The sequence below is a fragment of the Neobacillus drentensis genome (assembly GCF_036965245.1).
In the GTDB taxonomy this organism is placed as follows: domain Bacteria; phylum Bacillota; class Bacilli; order Bacillales; family Cytobacillaceae; genus Neobacillus; species Neobacillus drentensis_G.
Genome location: NZ_JBALPG010000022.1, coordinates 61,861 through 81,737 on the forward strand (window position 1 = coordinate 61,861; position 19,877 = coordinate 81,737).

The window sequence follows — 19,877 nt, forward strand, 5'->3', positions numbered from 1 at the left end:
CAGCTAAACTGACTTTGGCTTTTTCTTTATTTTTCACAGCCTATTATTTATCATCTTTAACTTCTTCAAATTCTGCATCAACAACATTGTCATCATTAGGAGCAGTATTACCGCCCTCTTGACCGCCTTCTTGGGCTTGCTGAGCTTGTGCAGCCTGTTCATAAAGCTTCATAGTTAAAGCTTGAACGATTTCTTGCAAAGCATCCTTTTTAGCACGAATTTCGTTAAGGTCATTTTTCTCAATCGCTTGTTTTAATGCATCTTTCGCATCATTTGCTTTTGTAACCTCAGCAGCATCAACCTTACCTTCTAGGTCTTTTAACGTTTTTTCTGTTGTAAAGACAAGTTGGTCTGCTTCATTGCGAAGCTCCACATCTTCCTTACGCTGCTTATCGGCTTCAGCGTTTTCTTCCGCTTCTCTTACCATTTTTTGAATTTCTTCGTCAGAAAGACCTGTTGATGACTTAATTGTAATTTGTTGTTCCTTATTAGTACCAAGGTCTTTAGCACGGACATTTACGATACCGTTTTTATCAATATCAAAGTTTACTTCAATTTGTGGAATTCCACGTGGTGCCGGTGGAATATCCGTTAATTGGAAGCGTCCTAATGTTTTATTATTTGCTGCCATTGGACGTTCCCCTTGAAGGACATGGATATCAACTGCAGTTTGACTATCTGCAGCAGTTGAGAATACCTGCGACTTAGAAGTTGGGATAGTTGTATTTCGGTCAATTAACTTTGTAAATACACCGCCCATTGTTTCAATACCAAGTGATAATGGAGTTACGTCAAGTAATACGACATCCTTAACATCACCAGTAATAACTCCGCCTTGAATAGCAGCACCCATTGCTACAACCTCATCTGGGTTAACGCCGCGATGCGGCTCTTGGCCTGTTGCCTTTTTAATCGCTTCTTGAACGGCAGGAATACGTGTTGAGCCACCAACAAGGATAACTTTATCGATTTGTGATGGTGATAACCCGGCATCACTTAGCGCTTGACGAGTTGGACCCATTGTCCGTTCCACAAGCTGTGCGGATAGTTCATCAAACTTTGCTCTAGACATAGTTATTTCAAGATGAAGCGGACCAGCAGCACCTGCAGTGATGAATGGCAATGAAATTTGTGTTGAAGTCACACCCGACAAATCTTTTTTCGCTTTTTCAGCAGCATCCTTTAAGCGCTGTAAAGCCATTTTATCTTGTGAAAGGTCAATACCATTTTCTTTTTTGAATTGGTCAACTAAATAATCAATAATCACTTGATCAAAATCGTCTCCGCCTAGGCGATTATCACCGGCAGTTGATTTTACTTCGAATACGCCGTCACCAAGTTCAAGAATAGAGACGTCAAATGTACCGCCGCCAAGGTCATAAACGAGAATCGTTTGATCTTGGTCCGTTTTATCTAAACCGTATGCAAGAGCGGCCGCAGTCGGCTCATTGATGATACGTTCAACTTCAAGACCGGCAATTCTTCCGGCATCCTTTGTTGCTTGACGTTCCGCATCATTAAAGTAAGCAGGTACAGTAATAACTGCTTTTGTTACTGGCTCGCCAAGATAATCCTCAGCATAGGATTTTAAATATTGAAGAATAATGGCAGACAGCTCTTGTGGAGTATAGTCCTTGCCTTCAATATTTTCTTTATAATTTGTACCCATATGGCGTTTAATCGACATAATGGTATTTGGATTTGTAATTGCTTGGCGTTTTGCCACTTCCCCCACTTGACGTTCTCCATTTTTAAATGCAATAACGGATGGAGTTGTACGATTTCCTTCTGGATTAGGAATTACTTTTGGTTCTCCACCTTCTAGTACAGACACACAAGAGTTTGTTGTTCCAAGGTCAATACCAATTATTTTACTCATTGCCTTTTCCTCCTAAAAAAATATGTAGACTTATTGATTTACTTTTACCATCGCCGGGCGAATAACGCGGTCTATTAATAGATAACCCTTTTGAAATTCATCGGTAACAATATTGGATCCATAATTCTCATCCTCACCCTGCATCACGGCATGATGCTGGTGTGGATCAAACTCTTTCCCTACAGATTCAATTTGTTCAACACCTTCTCTTTTCAAGGTATCTAAAATACTGCGGTACACCATATCCATACCATGTAATAACGATTTTGTTTGTTCATTATCAGCTTCTACATTTATGGCTCTTTCAAAATTATCTAATGAAGGAAGTAAATCTGTAATTAATTTTTGTGCTTTATATTTTTCGCTCGCCTCTTGATCTAATCTAGCACGGCGGCGGAAATTATCAAAATCTGCTTGAAGTCGTAGATATCGATTATCTGCTTCTTCCAACTTATCCTTAAGCAGTTGCATTTCTTGCAGCTGTTGATTAGAATCCTGTTGTTCTGTTGATTCCCCCTCATCAAAAACAGGCTCAACCGGTTTTTCTTCAGTAAGTTCAACTTGATCAGTACCTTCGATTTCTACTTCTTCATTTATCGTATTATTTTTCTCATTCGTCAACTTACTCACCTCCCTTAAAGGATTTGTTTACTTTTATATTCATGTCATATCCATGGAAAAAGGGGTGAAACTTTAAAGGCATTTCACCCTTACTCAATATTACCAGTGCTAATTATTTTGATACAGCTTAGTTAATACCGCAGTCAAATCCCTGCTTAAAAATTCGAGCAGGCTAATTACACGTGAATATTCCATTCTCGTTGGACCCAGGATTGCGATAGTACCTAGTTTTTCAGCACCAACTGAATAAGATGCTGTAATTAAGCTGCAATTGTCCATTGCAGTAATATTATTCTCCGTTCCAATTTTGACATGAATGCCTGCTGAATCTTTCCGAATTAAATTATAGATCCATTCTTCTTGGTCAATCATCATCAGCAGGGTACGGATTTTTGAAATATCATGAAATTCTGGCTGACTTAATATATTTGTTTTTCCGCCAAAGAAGAGCTTTTCATGTACTGGCATTTTCAAGGAATCTGCAATCGTATGCAGCATAAGATCATAATTATGAATATGCTGCTTTAAGAGCATTGCCACTTCCTTATAAATCTTATCATTTAGATATTCTAAAGGAACGCCTGCTAACCGGTCGTTTAAAATATTTACTGTCTTTTCTAGATCACTTGGATCCACAGAGGCAGGTAATGAAAACATCCGGTTTTCGACATGGCCAGTATCAGTAACAAATATAGCGACCGCTGTCTCATTGTTTAACGGTATGATTTGGATTTTTTTCAGCTTATTAATACTTACTGCAGGTCCAAGAACAATTGATGTGTAATTGGTTAGTTCCGATAATATTTGTGCAGACCTTTGAATAATCTTTTCAAACTCAAAAATTTTCTCAGCAAAAACCGAGCGAATAATCGATATATCCTGCTTGTTTAAATCCTGAGGCGACAGTAAGTGGTCCACGTAATACCGATAACCTTTTTCTGACGGCACACGCCCTGAAGAGGTATGTGTCTTTTCAATAAACCCCAACTCTTCAAGGTCGGCCATTTCATTGCGAATTGTGGCAGAGCTTAAGGAAATTTCCTCTTTTTTCGACAAACTTCTCGAGCCAACTGGTTGGGCAGATCGAATAAAGTCATCAACAATAACTTGAAGAATTAATAATTGGCGATCTGTTAACAACATTCATCACCTCTGTTAGCACTCATAGTTACCGAGTGCTAATTATACTAATAAATTATCAAAAAAAGGGGGATGGTGTCAATCATTATGTACTAAGAAAAGCGGAAGCGCCTTGAACAGGCGCTACAGCTAGACAACTCCTAAAAATGATTGAAAAACTTCATTACCTAAAAAACAGCCATTTTTAGTTAAATATATGTGATTATTCTTCACTTCTATCCATTGTTTACTGATTAAATCCGTTAGCTCCTGCTCAAATATCTTTTGCGGATCAAAATTAAATTTCTCAATAAAATGAGTAATAGAGACCCCCTCTGTTTTCCGTAATCCGAGGAACATCTCTTCTTCCATTTGTTCTGCTTTCGATACTAAGTGTTCTTCAAAAACAGGCAGGTTTCCGCTGCTTATTTGTTCGATATACTTTTTCAACGGCCCTAAATTTGATCGTCTAATTCCATTCACAAAGCTATGTGCACCCGCTCCAAACCCATAATAATATTCATTATTCCAATAGGTTAGGTTATGCTTGCTTTCATAGCCATGCCTCGAGAAATTGCTGATTTCATATTGATTAAATCCGTGTTTTCCCATTTCTTCCATCAAGATTTCATACATAGTCGCTTCGATATCTTCACCAGGGGTTGGAAGCTTGCCCTTTTTCAATAAGTTATAAAAAACCGTTTTTGGTTCAATGATTAACGAGTATGCCGAGTAATGAGGTATATCGAGAGAAAATGCCTCTGTCAACGATTCTTTAAAGTCATTAACTGTTTGTGTTGGCAAACTGAAAATAAGATCGATACTGATATTTTCAAATCCTACTGTTTTGGCGTTTTCAATTGATTGATATACATCTCTTGCTTGATGAACGCGGCCAATTTTTTTTAGTAAATCCTCATTAAATGTTTGAACACCAAGACTAATTCGATTTACCCCTGCATCTTTTAATATTTGTAATTTTTCTTTTGTTAAATCACCAGGATTGGCTTCAAAGGTAAATTCGCACGTGTTGCTCTTAGGCAAATTTCTATTTATACTTTCACAAAACGACAAGAGCTGTTTTTCATTTAATGAAGTGGGAGTGCCTCCCCCGACAAAAATGGTTTGCAATGAATCTGTCGGAAATTGCTCAAGTGTCACCTTCATCTCTTGATCAAGTGCCTGTAAATAATCATCAACCGGCTGACCCTTTAGAAAAACTTTATTAAAATCACAATAATGACAAATATGCTCACAGAAGGGGATATGAAGGTACGCTGCTTTTATCATGTTTTTCACTTCCTAATAAAAAGAGGCAGGAACTACCTAATATCAGGTAATCCCAAACCCCAGCTAGTTATTATTTTTTTGAATTATTGTCATCCATTTTTAAAACTGCCATAAACGCTTCTTGCGGCACTTCAACGGAACCAACTTGTTTCATCCGTTTCTTACCTTCTTTTTGTTTTTCTAACAATTTACGTTTACGGGAGATATCCCCGCCATAACATTTCGCTAATACATTTTTACGCATCGCTTTAATCGTGGAACGAGCGACAATTTTCTGTCCGATTGCGGCCTGGATTGGTACCTCGAACTGCTGTCTAGGAATAAGCTCCTTCAGCTTCTCAACAATTACTTTTCCGCGATCATAGGCAAAATCCTTATGGACAATGAAGCTTAAGGCATCGACTTTTTCAGCGTTTAATAATATATCCATTTTAACAAGGCTGGATGGTTTATAACCAATGAGCTCATAATCAAAGGAAGCGTAGCCTCTAGTGCTTGATTTCAACTGATCAAAGAAATCATAAACAATTTCAGCCAATGGAATTTCATAGACAATGCTGACTCGATTTTCACCTTGGTATTGCATATCAATAAAGATGCCGCGCTTAAATTGGCACAGCTCCATTATTGCACCAACATAATCATTCGGTGCCATCATCGTAGCTTTTACATATGGCTCTTCAACTCGGTCAATCTTTTGTGGATCAGGCAAATTAGATGGATTATCTACTTTCAACTCTGAGCCGTCTGTCATATGAACATGATAGATAACACTTGGTGCAGTTGTGATTAAATCAATCTTGAATTCCCGTTCAATCCGCTCTTGGATGATTTCCATGTGAAGAAGCCCTAAGAAACCACAGCGGAAACCAAATCCAAGTGCTTGAGAGGTTTCTGGTTCAAATTGAAGAGCAGAATCATTTAATTGAAGCTTTTCAAGTGCTTCACGCAGGTCATTAAATTTTGCCGTATCGATAGGATATAGTCCGCAATAGACCATTGGATTCAGCTTTCGGTACCCCGGAAGCGGCTCTTGTGCCCCATTTTTCGCATTTGTAATTGTATCCCCGACACGCGTATCGCCAACGTTTTTAATAGACGCTGTCAAAAAGCCAACGTCACCGACGTTTAACTCGTCAAGCAGTGTCGCTTTCGGTGAAAAAACACCAACTTCATTTACTTCAAACTCTTTTCCTGTTGCCATCATTTTGATTTTGTCGCCGACTTTAACAGATCCTTCAACAACACGAACATAGGCAACAACCCCTCGGTAAGCATCATATAAGGAGTCAAAAATAAGCGCTTTTAACGGTGCATCCGGATCTCCTGTAGGTGCCGGCACATTTTTTACCACTTGCTCAAGGATTTCTTCAATGCCGATCCCGGCTTTAGCAGAGGCTAAAACCGCTTCAGAGGCATCTAAGCCAATCACTTCTTCAATTTCATTGCGAACCCTTTCAGGCTCAGCACTTGGCAGGTCAATTTTATTGATAACAGGTAAAATTTCAAGGTCGTTATCTAATGCAAGGTAAACGTTCGCTAGTGTCTGTGCTTCAATTCCCTGCGCAGCGTCCACGACTAAAATAGCCCCTTCGCAGGCAGCAAGGCTCCTTGATACCTCATACGTAAAATCGACGTGCCCTGGTGTATCAATCAAATGGAAAATATAATCTTCTCCATCTTTTGCTTTATATTTTAACTGTACAGCATTTAACTTGATGGTAATCCCGCGCTCTCTTTCAAGATCCATTGAATCTAAAAGCTGATCTTTCATTTCACGAGAGGTTAGTGCATTCGTTTTTTCCAAAATACGGTCAGCCAATGTTGATTTTCCATGATCAATATGGGCAATAATCGAAAAATTCCTTATTTTTGCTTGGCGTTTCAGTCTATCTTCTCTATTCATGGTAGTTCACTCCTACTATTCTCGCACATGTACACTATTTTTGATTATATCAGCAGGAAAATCAAGATTCAATATGAAAAAGCGGAAGCACCTGTTTAGTAATGTACACCAGTCACCAGTGCGCTGAAGCTAAACTTTGATATAATTTCAAAGAACGTAAAAATGAGCGGTACCACTACGGTACCGCTAAACTATTTACTCTGTTATCAGTTTAATCAATTTTTTGGAGGCTCCGGAAATTCCATCTGACATTTTCTTTCCCATCGATGAGAAGAAATTAAATGCGCCTATTTCCTCAAGCTTCTTCTTTTTCGCCTCGATATCATGACTGGAAATATCATTACCAAGAAAGGTAGAGCTTATATTATTTCCCGATTCTTGGATGGAGACAGCATTTTGAAAATTTGGGTCGTCATAGCCCTTCATTTTATGAATCCCATTATTGGCCAGTTGCATTCCAGTTAATACAGAGATAAGCATGAGAGCCGCAACGCATATGCTTTTTACCATAAACATTTTCATAGAAATGCTCCCTTACTGCTATTGTTTATCAGTGGATTGATCCACATCCTGATTCACTTTTTCTGCCTGCCAGTAATATTCACTAAACACATCGGCAAGGGCGTCCGCAGAATTATTTAATTCTTCAAACGTATTATCAACGCCGCCAAATTCAATTAAAATCGCTTTATCAGATAAATTCTGATTGTAAACACCATTAAAGCCACTTTTATTTTGGATAGAAACTCCCCAGCTTATTCCTTTATATTTGGTTTCTAAAAGATTATGGAGGTCAGAAGCTAATTTTGCATTTTTTTCATAATCTGGATTTTTACCACCGATGACAAATGAAAGTTTTGCATATTGTTTTCCATTAATAGTAACTGTTGTTTGATCCTTCCGTTTTGCGTCTCTATGAATATCAATAAGATAGGTTAAATCACGATTAGATGCCATTGCAGCTTGAATGACACTTCCAGATTCCTTGTAAGCACTTGGCATTTTTAATCCTTTTTTTGTTAAATTCCCCATTACATCAGTTTTATCGATAACTGTTCCTATTCCCCTGTCTTCCAAGCTTGTTTTTAGCTGATCACCAATTTTAGTGACGTTAATTTGAGAATGGTAAGATAGATTCGGGTTCGTCACACCTTTCAGATATGGTAAATAGGATTCCCGATTATGAGTGAAATAAACATAAACAACCTTTCGATCACCTGTTGTTTGTCCCGGAGATGGGGACGGTTTTTCATTTGACGGTTTATCTAAACCTTCTAAATTCTGCAATGCTGCCTCGCGCTCAGCCTTCATGATTTCTATCGGCGGTGATGACTCAATCGGCATGTTCGTATAATTCGTACCCTCACCAGCAACAAGAATTTTTCCATCAAATTGAAAGAAACCAGGGAGTTCCCTGCCAAGAAGGCTTCTGGGATCATTCAAATTAATATTGCTTGATAGTTTAAACACTAAACCGGTAAGTTTTGGGGTCGATGCCCAATTATTCTCCGCCTTTAAAAAATGATGATTTTCCCAGCCCATTAATTGATAAAGCAATTCTCCATTGACATTCGTAGCAGCTTGATTCACAGAAGATGACATAATTCTATATTGTGGCTTCAACGAGGTTAAGAGCCCGCTAATAGAAAAGACCAGGATCAAAAATAATGATAGAGCCGCGAAAATTTTAAGTAAGCTTGTCCCTTGGACAATCAAAAACATACCAGATGTTCTAGCATTTTTCATTGTTCCACCTCGCATTAACGATTCTAGTAAATCTTATGACATTACTAGAATTGGTAGAACTAATTAATTGGAGGAAATAAGAAAAGCGCAAGAGCCCGTTTTGCGGCGTATAGACTGGAGCGCTTCGACTGAGATAAAGGAAACACGGAGAGCGATAGCGATTCGATGTTAACTTATCGTAGGAGAAGAGCGAAGTCTACTAGCCGCTGGGCGCAGGAGCTGGACAATTCTCAATGTTGATATTTATACTATCTTATCTTTTTAAAAAGGAGCCTTTGCTTAAAAAAGCTGGCTCCTTTTAAATATTATTTTGTATAGTATCCGGCATTCCCTTGGTCGACTGCATGGTGGAGTGAGGCATTCAACCCGTTCGCTATTAGGTTTGCCATATCTTCGATGAAGACATCCACTTCCTTTGGCGTGACCATTAAATTATGTCCAAGTGGAGACAACACCTCATAAATTAGCCTTCTTTTCTCCTCATCTGATAAATTGCCAATCATACCAAGAAATGTCTTCCGGTGCTCTTCTTCTGGTAAATCCTCGTCGGTTAGCTTTCTCTTTTCACCAAAGCTCATACCTGCTGGTGCAAGCGCTCTGGAAGGACGATTTCCTTCCTTCAGTTCCTTTCCAAAATGCTTTAGGATAAAATCAATCGTATCACTTGTAATCGAGACAGCGTCTACAACTGTTGGGACTCCAATCGCAATAACAGGTATCCCTAATGTTTCCTTACTAAGTTCCTTTCTTTTATTCCCAACCCCTGAGCCAGGGTGAATACCTGTATCGGAAATTTGTATAGTGGAATTGACCCTTTCTATCGACCGTGATGCTAATGCATCGATGGCAATCACAAAATCAGGTTTTGTTTTTTCGACAATCCCAAAAATGATATCGCTTGTTTCAATCCCAGTCAGCCCCATAACCCCTGGTGACAGTGCACTAACTGAACGATAACCTTCTTCAACATTTTCCGGCTGAAGCTGAAAAAGATGGCGGGTAATTAAAAGATTTTCACAAACCATTGGTCCTAATGCATCTGGGGTAACATTCCAATTTCCCAGTCCTACAACAAGACACGAATCTGTTTTTTTTATGCCTGAGCCTTCTAAAAAATATGCAAATTCCCTGGCAAAAATCTCTTCTACCTTTTGCTGTACCTCGGTGTTTTGCTGCCTAATCCCTTGAACCTCTATCGTTAAATACCGGCCGGCTTTCTTACCAAGCTGCTGTTCACCTTGTTTTGTTACTTCAACCAATGAGATTTTTGTATCGTTAACATCTTTTTCCTTAATAATGACGCCTTCAATTTGTGAAAGGTTTTCTTCTTGTCCAACAGACCTTCCTGCAAGCACCATTTCCCTTGCTTCAATGGCCAAATCTGTTCGAACAGAGTACTTACTTAAGTCAATCGACTCACCCATTTTCATTCACTCCTAACCCTGTAAATATTAACTACTTCCTATTTTTGCCCCTTTGCACTTAAAACATGCAAATTAGAAACAAGTATTGCAATATAGGCTCCTGTTTGATAAAATACTTCTTGTTCTGAATTATTATGGATGAATGTATGTCGAGTTCATATAGTCTCGATTCTTTGTAGGAGGTGAATGGAATGCCTAACATTAAATCTGCTATTAAGCGTGTTAAAACAACTGAAGCTAAAAATGCTCAAAATACAACTGCTAAATCTGCAATGCGTACAGCTGTTAAGAAAGTAGAAGCTGCTGTTACAGTTAATGACGCTGCTGCTGCAAAAGAAGCATTAGTTGCTGCTGCTAGTAAATTAGACAAGGCTGCTGCAAAAGGTCTTATCCACAAAAATGCTGCTGCTCGTAAAAAATCCCGTCTAATGAAGAAATCAAACGCTCTATAATAAATAAAAGCGTAAAATAAAAAAACGATTCCCTTAAAGGGGAATCGTTTTTTTATTTTTTCAACTGGAACAATAACATCTCAATCAGTAATGATTTATTCATTCCGCCAGTTTTCATCTGATAGTCTGCTTCAGCTAGGAGCACCATTAGGTGTGATAATTCTTCATCGGAAAATTTATTGGCCTGTCCGAGTGCAAGCTTGACCCGGAACGGGTGCGTTTTCAAGTAACCTGCAATTTGCTGTTGTCCATAGCCTCTTCTTGAAAGCTCCTTCACTTGATAGATAAGTCTAAACTGCCCTGCCAGCAAGGCCAAAATTTTAATTGGTTCTTCATTTTGCTTTAATAAATCATAATAAATACGTAACGCTTCATCGAGCCTTCGCTGCACTACTTTTTCAATCAGGGTAAAAATATTTTGTTCAAGCGACCTGGCCACCAGCTTTTCTACTAAGTGAACATCAACCTGCTTTTGCTCGGCAGCATATAATGCCAATTTATCGACTTCACTGGCGATCATAAACATATTTGTGCCCACGAGTGCAAGCAGTTGGTCAATCGCATTTGATTCAAATTCAATCCCAATGCTTTTTGCTCGTTCCTTTACCCAATTTTTTAATTCATGTTCATTTAATTTTTTTGCCTCAACCAATTCAGCGTTTCTTTTCAATTCCTTGGTTATTTTTTTTCGTTCGTCTAATTTTTCATACGGTGCTGATAAAACCATCACTGTATATGGAGCGGGTTCCTTCAGATATGCTTCAAATTTTACTAAATTATGGTCAACCTTCTCTTTTGATTTTTCTGCAGTTAAAAAAATCGGATTATGTAAAAACACAACTTTTCGCTCCCCTAAAAATGGGAAGGTTTCGGCATCCTCTAATGCCACATCGATGGGTGTTTCCTCTAAATCATACGCGGAAAAATTAAAATCCTTCTCTTCTTCGTCTAATATATGGTTTAGCAGTAATTGTTTCGTTTCATTGATTAAAAATGCTTCTGTTCCATATAATAAATAAATAGGAGCAAATTCTTTTTGTTTAATTTTCCGCCAAATTTCTACTACCATTTTGTCCAGCGCTCCCCTTCATCTCACTCACATCTTATCGTAATGAAGCTTGGACGATTTGACAAGTACTTAATGAGAATTGGCACTTGCCTAATAAGTGCCAATTCCCGATCTATAATGAACGCCTGCAATAAGAAAGCCCTAGGAACCTTTATTGCCTGGCGGAGTTCCTTTTGTAATCATAGTGTAGCCCTTAGCGAGTCTAACTATTTTGACAACTCTTGTCATTACAGGAAGCAGTTAAAGGGGTGCTGGATTTTTTTAGACAAATAGCTTATACTATAATTTGAAAATAGGAGGGGTGGACTGTGAACGAATTTGAAAAAAATCCGCAATGTACTCGTAACGATGCGATTGATTCTGGAATAGGATTTGGGGTTTCCTTCGGTTTCTTTGCTTCAATGTTTATTATCGCAACAGTCATTAAGCTAATCGGCTCTTAATGACCGGCTACATACGTTTTATAAAAGAGGCTGCTTAAGAATGCAGTCTCTTTTTTTAGAATTGCTATATCCTATGGTAAATAGGTTGAAAAGGTTCCTGTTCCACGATAAAAACGGAAGGTAATGGCCCCTTGTAAATCAGTTCGATAAATGATGGTATTTGTTGCATTTAACCTATTTAGTACTTCTTGATGCGGATGTCCGAAGCGATTTTTTTCACCCACCGAAATTAAAGCAACTTGGGGTTTTATTTGTTGGATGAAACCCTCGGCACTTGATGTTTTGCTGCCATGATGACCTGCCTTAAGAACATCAATCTTCAAATTAGGAAATTTATTCCTTATTTTCTCCTCCCCTTCTTGATCAAGATCCCCGCCAAAAAACCAACTGACTCCCCCTATATAGGCAATAAAAGCTATCGACCCGCTATTACGTTCACCGGTATAATTCTTTTCAGGCGAGAGGATAAAAAATTCATTTTCATTCATTTTCCATTGATCCCCCGCTGACACTTTAATGACAGGAATTCCTTGTTTCTTTGCCACCTGTATGATAGCTAGTTCTGTTTCAGATGGTTCTGTAACGGAAGGCAATAAAATTTGCTTTACCTCAATCTCAGTTAATATCGATAAAGCCCCGCCAATATGATCCATATCCCCATGTGTAAGGATGAGTTTGTCAATCCGGGTAATTCCTTTTCCTTTTAAGTAAGGAACAACTACGTCCCGCCCCACTTCAAACGGTTTCGTACGCTCTTTCCACTTTTCTTCAGTAAAGCCAATCCTCCCTCCTGTATCGATGAGATAGTTACCTTTTCCATGAGGAAGATGGATCAATATACTATCACCTTGTCCAACATCAATCATTGTCACTTCACCGTACGGGTTTAACCAATTCCAACAAGATTGAAAGGTAAATATCGTGACAGCCAAAACAAGCAGATGAAATCTTTTCTTCGAATAATCCCCAACCTCCCATATGATAAAAATTGCAACAATAAGAAAAAGGTAGACGATCAACATTATCATGTTAGGTTTTCCAGGAATAAAACGTGTAAATGAAAAATCAGCTAAATACTCGATAAGGTGATTGGAAAATTTAATGATCTTTAATAAAAGGTCAATAAGCATTTGAGGAGTTTTTCCAAACAAAAGTTGAATGAAAAACAATACATATAATCCTGGAAGATAGACAAACGAAAAAAGGGGAATATAAAACAAATTGGCTAGAATACCAACCATCGATACTTCAAAAAAATGATAAAGCAATAATGGCAGTGCTGCAAGCTGTGCCGTCACGGATGTAATCAACATCCGTATCCCATTATTCTGATATCCTTTTAGTATATATGGGGCAGACAGAATTATAGCAAAGCTGACGGAGAAGGAGAGCTGAAAGCCAACATCAAAAAGCACCAAAGGAGAAAAAAATAAAAAGAGGATAAACGCCAAGCTAATGGTATCAAGCAGTAAAAGCTTTACATGACTGTTCCATTTTACTGTGATTAAGACAAGGAAAATCATTAGTGCTGCCCGGATCACAGAAGGTGAACCTCCCGTAAGGATGACATAAATAGGCAGCAGAAACAGAAGAAAATTTGTCATGAACTGTCTCGTAAGCCCGAATCGAATCCCAATATAAAAAACCATTCCAATTAACAAGGAAACATGCAGACCGGAAATGGCTAATAAATGGACAATCCCGGTTTTTTGATAATCCCCAAGTAATTCGGGATCAAGCATACTTCTGTCACCAAAAATTAAAGCAGCAGATAGTGAAGCCAATTCAGGAGGGAAATTTTTTTCAAGGTAGCGAATACCAGAAAAACGAAGTTGTTTAATTAACACTAGTGGTGAGGGTTTCAATGTTGAACAATGTTGAAGTGGATTATCCTGAATTTCAACAATCCAATATATTTCCTTTGAAGCTAGATAATTACGATAATCAAAACTATTTGGATTTTTAGCAGCCGATGGTTTTTTCATGGTGCCTGACACCGTGCACAAACAACGATAAAAGCTTTTATTCTTTAATCTATCTTTTTCTATTTCGGATTTGATTTTGTAACGGATGAGGAGTTTTTCTTTGAATTGTTTATCGATTGCCTGCACCTGGAGTATATCACCGTCAATTTTCGGATCTTGGCTATATTCGATCATAAATTTTGTATTTGATTCAGGAATGACAGATTTATTTTTTGTTTTTGACTGTCCTCCTACAAGGAAAAAGCCCGCAAATATTACCATAACCAAGTATATTTGAGCATTCCGGAATCGTTTATATTCAGATAAAACATAAAGATAAATAAAAGTTAAAAGAAAAAAGGGGAGAAACGTAACAATAGAACATAGAACACCCAATAATGCAGCAAAAGCAAAAAAAACATATTTTCCATTCATTTTTTTCTCCATTTTGTGGTTATAGTTTATAAGAGGCTAATTCGAAGTTAGGCAAACGCCGGAGTAAACCGGCGTCTTTCAGTGGAATATTTATTGATTAATTTTGCGGAAATCAATAACTGATTCCGTCAATTCAACCTTTTCAACTTTTATATTTGCCTGCTCAAAAAGTTCGAGCGCGTATGGATGATTTTTATAATCCTCCGCGTAATAGACAGTTTTTATGCCAGCCTGGATAATTGCTTTACAGCATTGAAGGCAAGGAAAATGAGTAACATAAATTTCAGCTTCGGCTGTTGGCACCCCAAACTTTGCACATTGCAGCAGTGCATTCATTTCAGCGTGGATGGTCCTTACACAATGATGATCGATCACATAGCATCCCTTATCAATACAATGGTCGCCACCGGCAATGGAGCCATTGTAACCTCCAGCAATGATACGCTTATCTCTAACAATGGTAGCCCCCACTGTCAAACGTGTACAGGTGCTTCTTAGTGCGAGCAAATGGCTTTGTGCCATAAAATATTGATTCCAAGAAATTCGCTCCATTTATCCCACTCCCTTGAAAATACTTTTCTTTTAAGTTTACTGGTGTTTGTCCATTTCGGTCAATGAAAGATTCAATTCACTACAATCAAATCTTTTAATTTCTCAAACGTCTTTTCTCCGATGCCGCTAATGCTTTTTAAATCTTCAACCACTTTAAGTGGGCCGCTTGCATTCCGATATTCAATAATAGCCGCAGCCTTGGCCGGACCAATACCGGGAAGGTTTTGTAACTCCTGCTCATTCGCTTTATTTATATTTATTTTTCCTTGATTCTGACTAGTCCCGCCAGATGCCGTCATGCTTCCTCCCGATTGGCCTTGTGTAGTGACACCTACCTCCCCCTTCGCAGGTATGTATATCACCATTTCATCCTGTACATGTTCGGCAAAATTTACTTGAGTTTGGTCCGCTTGATCCGTTAGGCCTCCCGCTCGGCCAATGACATCAATTACACGTTCACCTGTATTTGATTGATATACTCCGGGCAGTTTTACCTGCCCCTTCACATCGACCATAATTTTTTCTGGCTGGACATCAGCTTTATTCGGTTGTTTGTTATTTTCTGTTTCCACGCCTTCAGCTTGAAGCTTATTTTCACCAATAATTGAATTCATTGGAGCAGGCTCTTCTTTATCATTGACATAAAAATAATAAGAGCCGCCAAAAACAATAAAAACAACAGCAATAACGGTAAACTTATGTTCAATCAACCAGTCTTTCAAGAGAATCCATCCTTTCTAAAGGTATATTTCAATTCCGATTTTCATATGGTTATAAAAGAATATTGCATGCGAAGGAGGGTCGGAAAAATGAATATAGGTATCATCGGTACCGGTAATATGGGGACAATGTTGGTTGAGGCTTTGATTGATGGAAAAGCCATTTCCCCTTCTTCAATGATGATTACTAACAGAACAAAATCAAAAGCCATTCTGCTTAAAGATAAATATAATGAAATTAGGGTTGGGGCAAATGCGGAAGAAGTAGCGGCTCAATCCGATTTGTTATTTCTTTGTGTGAAACCATTAGACATATATAAAATGTTAGAAATGATCTGTCCATATTTAAGCCCTGAAAAATGTCTCATTTCGATAACGAGTCCTGTCAGTACAAGCCAAATTGAAAAAAAGGTATCTTGTTCAATAGTCCGGGTAATCCCAAGCATCACCAATCGTGCGTTAGCCGGTGTGTCATTGATTACCTATGGAGAAAACTGCAGTGACCTTTGGAAGACAAAAGTAGCGAAATTAATTTCGAAGATTTCGGTGCCAGTTTGTATCGATGAAAAAATAACGAGGGTTGCCTCTGATATCGTAAGCTGCGGACCAGCGTTCTTCAGCTATCTTCTTCAGAGTTTCATACAAGCAGCAGTAAAAGAGACTGAAATTGATAATAAGACAGCAACTATCTTTGCTAGTGAAATGATAGTCGGTCTTGGCGCATTATTAAAGCAAGGGCATTACACCCTTCCGTCATTACAAGAAAAAGTTAGTGTAAAGGGCGGCATAACTGGTGAAGGAATTAAAGTGCTTGATAATGAACTTGGGGATGTATTTGAACACATATTTCAAGCGACGCATGCAAAGTTCAAAGAGGATCTGGATAAGGTAGAGATTCAATTCTCTAATCAATAATTCGAGTTTCTTTTACAAATTCCTGCAACTTTTTTAAAAAAAGCCATCTTTTTAAATTTTATTAAAAGTCAAGATATTTTATAAATAACATGATTATTAAAAGCCCAATTTCTCAGTGTTTACAAACGAGAAATTGGGCTTTCTTCTTCACAAGTGTTCCCGTTTACGTAATAAAGTCGAGTGTTAAGAGCTGGTCTGACCGACTTAACGTTGATTGAGGCTATCTGTCTGTTTATTTTGGACAACACCTAGCAATCTTTTTCCCAATAGGAATATCGCCAAACCAGTACCCCACAAGATCAGGGCAGAGCCAAAACCTACTACAGACATAAATGCATTTATTTGATATTCCCCCAGCGTGACCTTCTCAGGTACAAACAGCAATGTAATAATAGCGAGTAAACAAAGCAGTGTGCCTGTAAAATAATAGAGTCTAACCTGGAAAAGATGGGCCAATGGGAGAAAATGAACACCGACAATAATAGCGATTATGAGAGGTATAAGTTCAGAATGACGAGTAGCGTTACATACAGTGATAGTGATTACTATAGCCAAACCCTCTGCTGCGAAAATAATGTTAAACCAGAATCTCCTACTCTTCCCGCGCTTTAAATCTGCTTTTGAAACCTGATTCTTTAATTCTCGCGATGCACGTATTAATAAAACACCGCCGAAGAACAGTGCTATACCTATGATAACAACAGCAACTAACAACAATGGAACACCCCAGCCATGCAATCCCATAACTCCCGTGTACGCCCAAAGAGTACCGAAAAACGCCATGAAAAATACGCCAGATGCCGTGTCGCGTACTGCGGCTCCAGGAATAGTGCTTGATGTTTGCGCCATATATTTCCTCCTTCAACTATTATATTTATGTAATTATATACGAATTCTCATAAACTATGTTACATTTTCCCTGCCCGTTATCTCAATAAGCCTTATTCCAATTATTGAAGGCTAATTCTCATATAAATGGTTCTTTAGTGACAGGGGTCTTATTATAGAACGTAAAGTAAATTGGGGCTAAAATCACTTAACAATAATTTCCAAATGATGTAATATGACAGAGGATTTCAAATTTTTTGAAAGAGGTGTTTTTGGGTGAAAGCATTGAAAAGAAGAGTGTCGTATATTTCATTGACTTTTGTTGCTTTTTTTGTTCTTTTTGGTACCTTTAGTTTCTCTAACACCAAGGTCTCTGCAGAAACACACAACTATGATGGCAAAAGTCCTTATTATGATGATTGTGCTGCTAGCGGTGTGACGAAAAAAAGTTTGAGAATTAATAATTCTGACGGTTCTTATGCCAATTTAGAGTTAAAATTTAGTACGAAATGCAAAACTGCGTGGGCAAAGATCACTTTAAGTAGACCAGCCAAAACGAATGGAGAGGCTACCGCATTAGTTGTGCGGAACACCGATAATAAGCAATATCATTGTGGGTCCACTGGAGGTAATGGAGAGATTAATATAGGGCAAACCTCATGTTATACACCCATGGTATATGATTTAGATCCTCGTAAATCGAAGGCTGTTGGATTCTGGCCATTTACAAGAGGCGAGACAGACTGGTATTAAAGGAAATATATTTTAATTGACTTATGAGTAAAGAAAGGAAGGATTTCTTGAAAATAAAACTTAATCGGATGACTCAGTCAATGCTACTTATTTTGTCGGCTATAATCGTTACTTTTGGACTTTGGAATAATCAGGTATATGCGGAATCTCTTTCGTATGATGGCAAAAGTCCTTATTACAATGGTTGTGCAAACTCAGCTGTAACGAAGGACAAAAAATGGATTGATTCTGTTTCATATGTAGAATTGAAATTCAGTACTACATGTAAAACTGCATGGGCTAAAGTTACAATCACCCAACCCGCAATATATAATCACGAAGCAGACGCTAGAATCGTTCGAGAGACAGACGGCAAAAGCCTATACGTGTGATAGTTCTGAAGGAAATGGAGTCGTTAACAAGGGGCAAACCTCATGTTATACGCCAATGATTTATGACTTAGACCCGCGTAGAGCACAAGCTCAGGGCATACATGCTATCCCCAATAGTGACGCCTATAAGAAAGCAGTAACTTTTTGGTATTAGTGGAAAGTGACAATAAAGTTAATTAATATTAAAACATCGAACACTCATAACCCCGTTCTGATTTTAGGACGGGGTTACGAGTGTTTAATTTTTGATTTATAATACTTCACAGCATATAAAAATATGAAGTCTTTTATTTTCTCTTAGCAACAAAAAAAATTCGTTCTGAATGTGTTTGCGGTTTGGTATGTTCGAAATCTGCGGCAACTTCCAGCACCTCAAAGCCGGCAGCCTCCAGCCAGTTTATATATTGCTGTATAGGATATGTCCGCTGGAAATGAAGTTCATCAAACCGGTCATACTTTCCTGTCCGTTCATCCAAAACAAAAAAGCTTAGCTCATGTTCGACACTATTAGGATGTTCACCAGGAAAGCTATTCCAAATATAAGAGACATCTTCCTCATTTAAAGAAAAAGTTTGGTTGATGAAAACCTGAGTGATTTTATAGATAGAATGAACATCAAAAATGAAAATCCCATTATCGTCCAAATGTTCAATAACATTTGCAAAAGTAGCGATAACTTCTTCATCGGTTCGCAGGTAGTTTAATGAATCACAAAAAATACCGATGACATCAAATTGTCCCTGTCCTTCCAAATCAACCATATTTTGCAGAAAAAAAGGAATTCTGATCCCTTCATCCTCAGCCTTTGCTTGTGCTACAGCCAGCATATCTTCTGACAAATCAACCCCGGATACTTGGAATCCTTCTTTCGCAAAACGGACGGAGAGTTCACCAGTGCCGCAGGCTAAATCTAGCAGGCGCGGGGCTCCTTTGATGTCATATTTCACAAGTATTTCTTTGACAAACTGTACCCACTCATCATATGGAGCATCCTTCATCAGCTCATCATACAAATAGGCAAACTGTTCATAACTCATGAATTCAGTTCACTGCGGATATCTTCAATAGGTGCATCGCCCCATAACCGTTCTAAATTGTAATAGCTTCTTTCTTCACGATGGAAAACATGGGCAACTACATCACCTAAATCAATTAAAACCCATCTTGCTTCATCCAAACCCTCGATTCTTTTAATATCATAGCCCTTTTCCTGCGCTTTTTCTTTCATTTCTCTTGCAATTGCCTGTACCTGTTTATCTGAATTTCCATGGCAAATGATAAAGTAATCCGCAATTAAGGAAATACCTTTCATATTAAGGGCAAGAATGTCTTCAGCCCGTTTATCGTCTGCAGCTTTAACGGCAATTTTTAAAAGTTCTTGATTATCCATT

Annotated in this window: 18 protein-coding genes and 2 pseudogenes; 5 read left to right on the forward strand and 15 right to left on the reverse strand. The window is 38.2% G+C overall.

From position 1 onward, the window contains the following. Positions 1-43: 43 nt before the first annotated feature. From dnaK to gpr, 8 genes are all read right to left on the reverse strand, one after another. Positions 44-1,879 carry a molecular chaperone DnaK gene (gene dnaK / locus V7150_RS06520; protein WP_335515131.1) on the reverse strand — a complete coding sequence of 612 codons (1,836 nt, stop codon included), beginning with the start codon at positions 1,877-1,879 and terminating at the stop codon, positions 44-46. A gap of 30 nt (positions 1,880-1,909) precedes the next feature. Continuing rightward, positions 1,910-2,509 (reverse strand): nucleotide exchange factor GrpE, encoded by a 600-nt coding sequence (gene grpE, locus V7150_RS06525; protein WP_420490261.1) that lies wholly within the window; start codon positions 2,507-2,509, stop codon positions 1,910-1,912. A gap of 99 nt (positions 2,510-2,608) precedes the next feature. Then, a complete protein-coding gene (hrcA, locus tag V7150_RS06530; RefSeq protein WP_335515230.1) occupies positions 2,609-3,640 on the reverse strand; it encodes a heat-inducible transcriptional repressor HrcA in 1,032 nt (343 codons plus the stop codon). 129 nt (positions 3,641-3,769) lie between these two features. Then, complete coding sequence (hemW, locus tag V7150_RS06535) at positions 3,770-4,909, reverse strand: radical SAM family heme chaperone HemW (protein WP_335515138.1); 1,140 nt, start codon at positions 4,907-4,909, stop codon at positions 3,770-3,772. A gap of 70 nt (positions 4,910-4,979) precedes the next feature. Then, entirely contained in the window at positions 4,980-6,815 is a 1,836-nt protein-coding gene (gene lepA / locus V7150_RS06540) for a translation elongation factor 4 (RefSeq protein ID WP_335515140.1), read from the reverse strand. Positions 6,816-7,010: 195 nt separating this feature from the next. After that, positions 7,011-7,337, reverse strand: a complete 327-nt coding sequence (locus V7150_RS06545) for a DUF3679 domain-containing protein (RefSeq protein ID WP_335515143.1) — start codon at positions 7,335-7,337, stop codon at positions 7,011-7,013. 18 nt (positions 7,338-7,355) lie between these two features. Then, positions 7,356-8,561: a stage II sporulation protein P gene (spoIIP, locus tag V7150_RS06550; RefSeq protein WP_335515145.1), complete on the reverse strand. Its 1,206-nt coding sequence runs from the start codon at positions 8,559-8,561 to the stop codon at positions 7,356-7,358. A gap of 305 nt (positions 8,562-8,866) precedes the next feature. Further along, on the reverse strand, positions 8,867-9,985 hold the full coding sequence (gpr, locus tag V7150_RS06555) for a GPR endopeptidase (RefSeq protein WP_335515148.1): 1,119 nt from the start codon (positions 9,983-9,985) through the stop codon (positions 8,867-8,869). Between the two features lie 191 nt (positions 9,986-10,176). Here gpr and rpsT point away from each other — a divergent pair, with 191 nt between their 5' ends. Then, the gene (gene rpsT, locus V7150_RS06560; protein WP_283919531.1) at positions 10,177-10,437 is read left to right on the forward strand and encodes a 30S ribosomal protein S20; all 261 of its coding nucleotides are present in this window, start codon (positions 10,177-10,179) and stop codon (positions 10,435-10,437) included. Between the two features lie 52 nt (positions 10,438-10,489). On the opposite strand, the gene holA is transcribed toward rpsT, so the two are convergent. After that, positions 10,490-11,506 carry a DNA polymerase III subunit delta gene (holA, locus tag V7150_RS06565; RefSeq protein WP_335515151.1) on the reverse strand — a complete coding sequence of 339 codons (1,017 nt, stop codon included), beginning with the start codon at positions 11,504-11,506 and terminating at the stop codon, positions 10,490-10,492. Between the two features lie 308 nt (positions 11,507-11,814). Here holA and V7150_RS06570 point away from each other — a divergent pair, with 308 nt between their 5' ends. Beyond that, positions 11,815-11,949, forward strand: coding sequence for a YqzM family protein (locus V7150_RS06570; RefSeq protein WP_335515154.1), 135 nt, complete (start codon positions 11,815-11,817; stop codon positions 11,947-11,949). Between the two features lie 71 nt (positions 11,950-12,020). Here the strand turns inward: V7150_RS06570 and V7150_RS06575 are convergent, their stop codons facing one another. The 3 genes and pseudogenes from V7150_RS06575 to V7150_RS06585 form a co-directional block, all read right to left on the reverse strand. Further along, positions 12,021-14,360 carry a DNA internalization-related competence protein ComEC/Rec2 gene (locus tag V7150_RS06575; protein ID WP_335515156.1) on the reverse strand — a complete coding sequence of 780 codons (2,340 nt, stop codon included), beginning with the start codon at positions 14,358-14,360 and terminating at the stop codon, positions 12,021-12,023. A 93-nt stretch (positions 14,361-14,453) separates the two neighbouring features. Then, positions 14,454-14,900: pseudogene (locus V7150_RS06580) on the reverse strand (ComE operon protein 2); the annotation flags it as partial. Positions 14,901-14,971: 71 nt separating this feature from the next. After that, positions 14,972-15,622, reverse strand: coding sequence for a helix-hairpin-helix domain-containing protein (locus V7150_RS06585; protein WP_335515163.1), 651 nt, complete (start codon positions 15,620-15,622; stop codon positions 14,972-14,974). An 87-nt stretch (positions 15,623-15,709) separates the two neighbouring features. Here V7150_RS06585 and comER point away from each other — a divergent pair, with 87 nt between their 5' ends. Next, the gene (gene comER, locus V7150_RS06590; RefSeq protein WP_335515166.1) at positions 15,710-16,534 is read left to right on the forward strand and encodes a late competence protein ComER; all 825 of its coding nucleotides are present in this window, start codon (positions 15,710-15,712) and stop codon (positions 16,532-16,534) included. Between the two features lie 204 nt (positions 16,535-16,738). On the opposite strand, the gene V7150_RS06595 is transcribed toward comER, so the two are convergent. Beyond that, positions 16,739-17,383 carry a DUF7010 family protein gene (locus V7150_RS06595; RefSeq protein WP_335515170.1) on the reverse strand — a complete coding sequence of 215 codons (645 nt, stop codon included), beginning with the start codon at positions 17,381-17,383 and terminating at the stop codon, positions 16,739-16,741. Positions 17,384-17,638: 255 nt separating this feature from the next. Between V7150_RS06595 and V7150_RS06600 the strand changes: the two genes are divergently transcribed. Together V7150_RS06600 and V7150_RS06605 are read left to right on the forward strand one after the other, a co-directional pair. Further along, on the forward strand, positions 17,639-18,115 hold the full coding sequence (locus tag V7150_RS06600; protein ID WP_420490262.1) for a YjfA family protein: 477 nt from the start codon (positions 17,639-17,641) through the stop codon (positions 18,113-18,115). 47 nt (positions 18,116-18,162) lie between these two features. Beyond that, positions 18,163-18,640, forward strand: a pseudogene (locus tag V7150_RS06605) (YjfA family protein). 133 nt (positions 18,641-18,773) lie between these two features. Here V7150_RS06605 and V7150_RS06610 read toward each other — a convergent pair. Then, positions 18,774-19,523 (reverse strand): class I SAM-dependent DNA methyltransferase, encoded by a 750-nt coding sequence (locus V7150_RS06610; protein ID WP_335515173.1) that lies wholly within the window; start codon positions 19,521-19,523, stop codon positions 18,774-18,776. Continuing rightward, positions 19,520-19,876, reverse strand: coding sequence for a ribosome silencing factor (gene rsfS / locus V7150_RS06615; protein WP_335515176.1), 357 nt, complete (start codon positions 19,874-19,876; stop codon positions 19,520-19,522). Before rsfS ends, V7150_RS06610 begins: the two co-directional genes overlap by 4 nt. Between the last annotated feature and the right edge of the window lies 1 nt (position 19,877).

What these genes read in the sequence shown, in the direction of transcription:
- dnaK (WP_335515131.1), bottom strand. Translation starts at nt 1,879, where the DNA reads ATGAGTAAAATAATTGGTATTGACCTTGGAACAACAAACTCTTGTGTG.
- hemW (WP_335515138.1), bottom strand. Translation starts at nt 4,909, where the DNA reads ATGATAAAAGCAGCGTACCTTCATATCCCCTTCTGTGAGCATATTTGT.
- lepA (WP_335515140.1), bottom strand. Translation starts at nt 6,815, where the DNA reads ATGAATAGAGAAGATAGACTGAAACGCCAAGCAAAAATAAGGAATTTT.
- V7150_RS06545 (WP_335515143.1), bottom strand. Translation starts at nt 7,337, where the DNA reads ATGAAAATGTTTATGGTAAAAAGCATATGCGTTGCGGCTCTCATGCTT.
- spoIIP (WP_335515145.1), bottom strand. Translation starts at nt 8,561, where the DNA reads ATGAAAAATGCTAGAACATCTGGTATGTTTTTGATTGTCCAAGGGACA.
- gpr (WP_335515148.1), bottom strand. Translation starts at nt 9,985, where the DNA reads ATGGGTGAGTCGATTGACTTAAGTAAGTACTCTGTTCGAACAGATTTG.
- rpsT (WP_283919531.1), top strand. Translation starts at nt 10,177, where the DNA reads ATGCCTAACATTAAATCTGCTATTAAGCGTGTTAAAACAACTGAAGCT.
- holA (WP_335515151.1), bottom strand. Translation starts at nt 11,506, where the DNA reads ATGGTAGTAGAAATTTGGCGGAAAATTAAACAAAAAGAATTTGCTCCT.
- V7150_RS06575 (WP_335515156.1), bottom strand. Translation starts at nt 14,360, where the DNA reads ATGGAGAAAAAAATGAATGGAAAATATGTTTTTTTTGCTTTTGCTGCA.
- comER (WP_335515166.1), top strand. Translation starts at nt 15,710, where the DNA reads ATGAATATAGGTATCATCGGTACCGGTAATATGGGGACAATGTTGGTT.
- V7150_RS06595 (WP_335515170.1), bottom strand. Translation starts at nt 17,383, where the DNA reads ATGGCGCAAACATCAAGCACTATTCCTGGAGCCGCAGTACGCGACACG.
- V7150_RS06610 (WP_335515173.1), bottom strand. Translation starts at nt 19,523, where the DNA reads ATGAGTTATGAACAGTTTGCCTATTTGTATGATGAGCTGATGAAGGAT.
- rsfS (WP_335515176.1), bottom strand. Translation starts at nt 19,876, where the DNA reads ATGGATAATCAAGAACTTTTAAAAATTGCCGTTAAAGCTGCAGACGAT.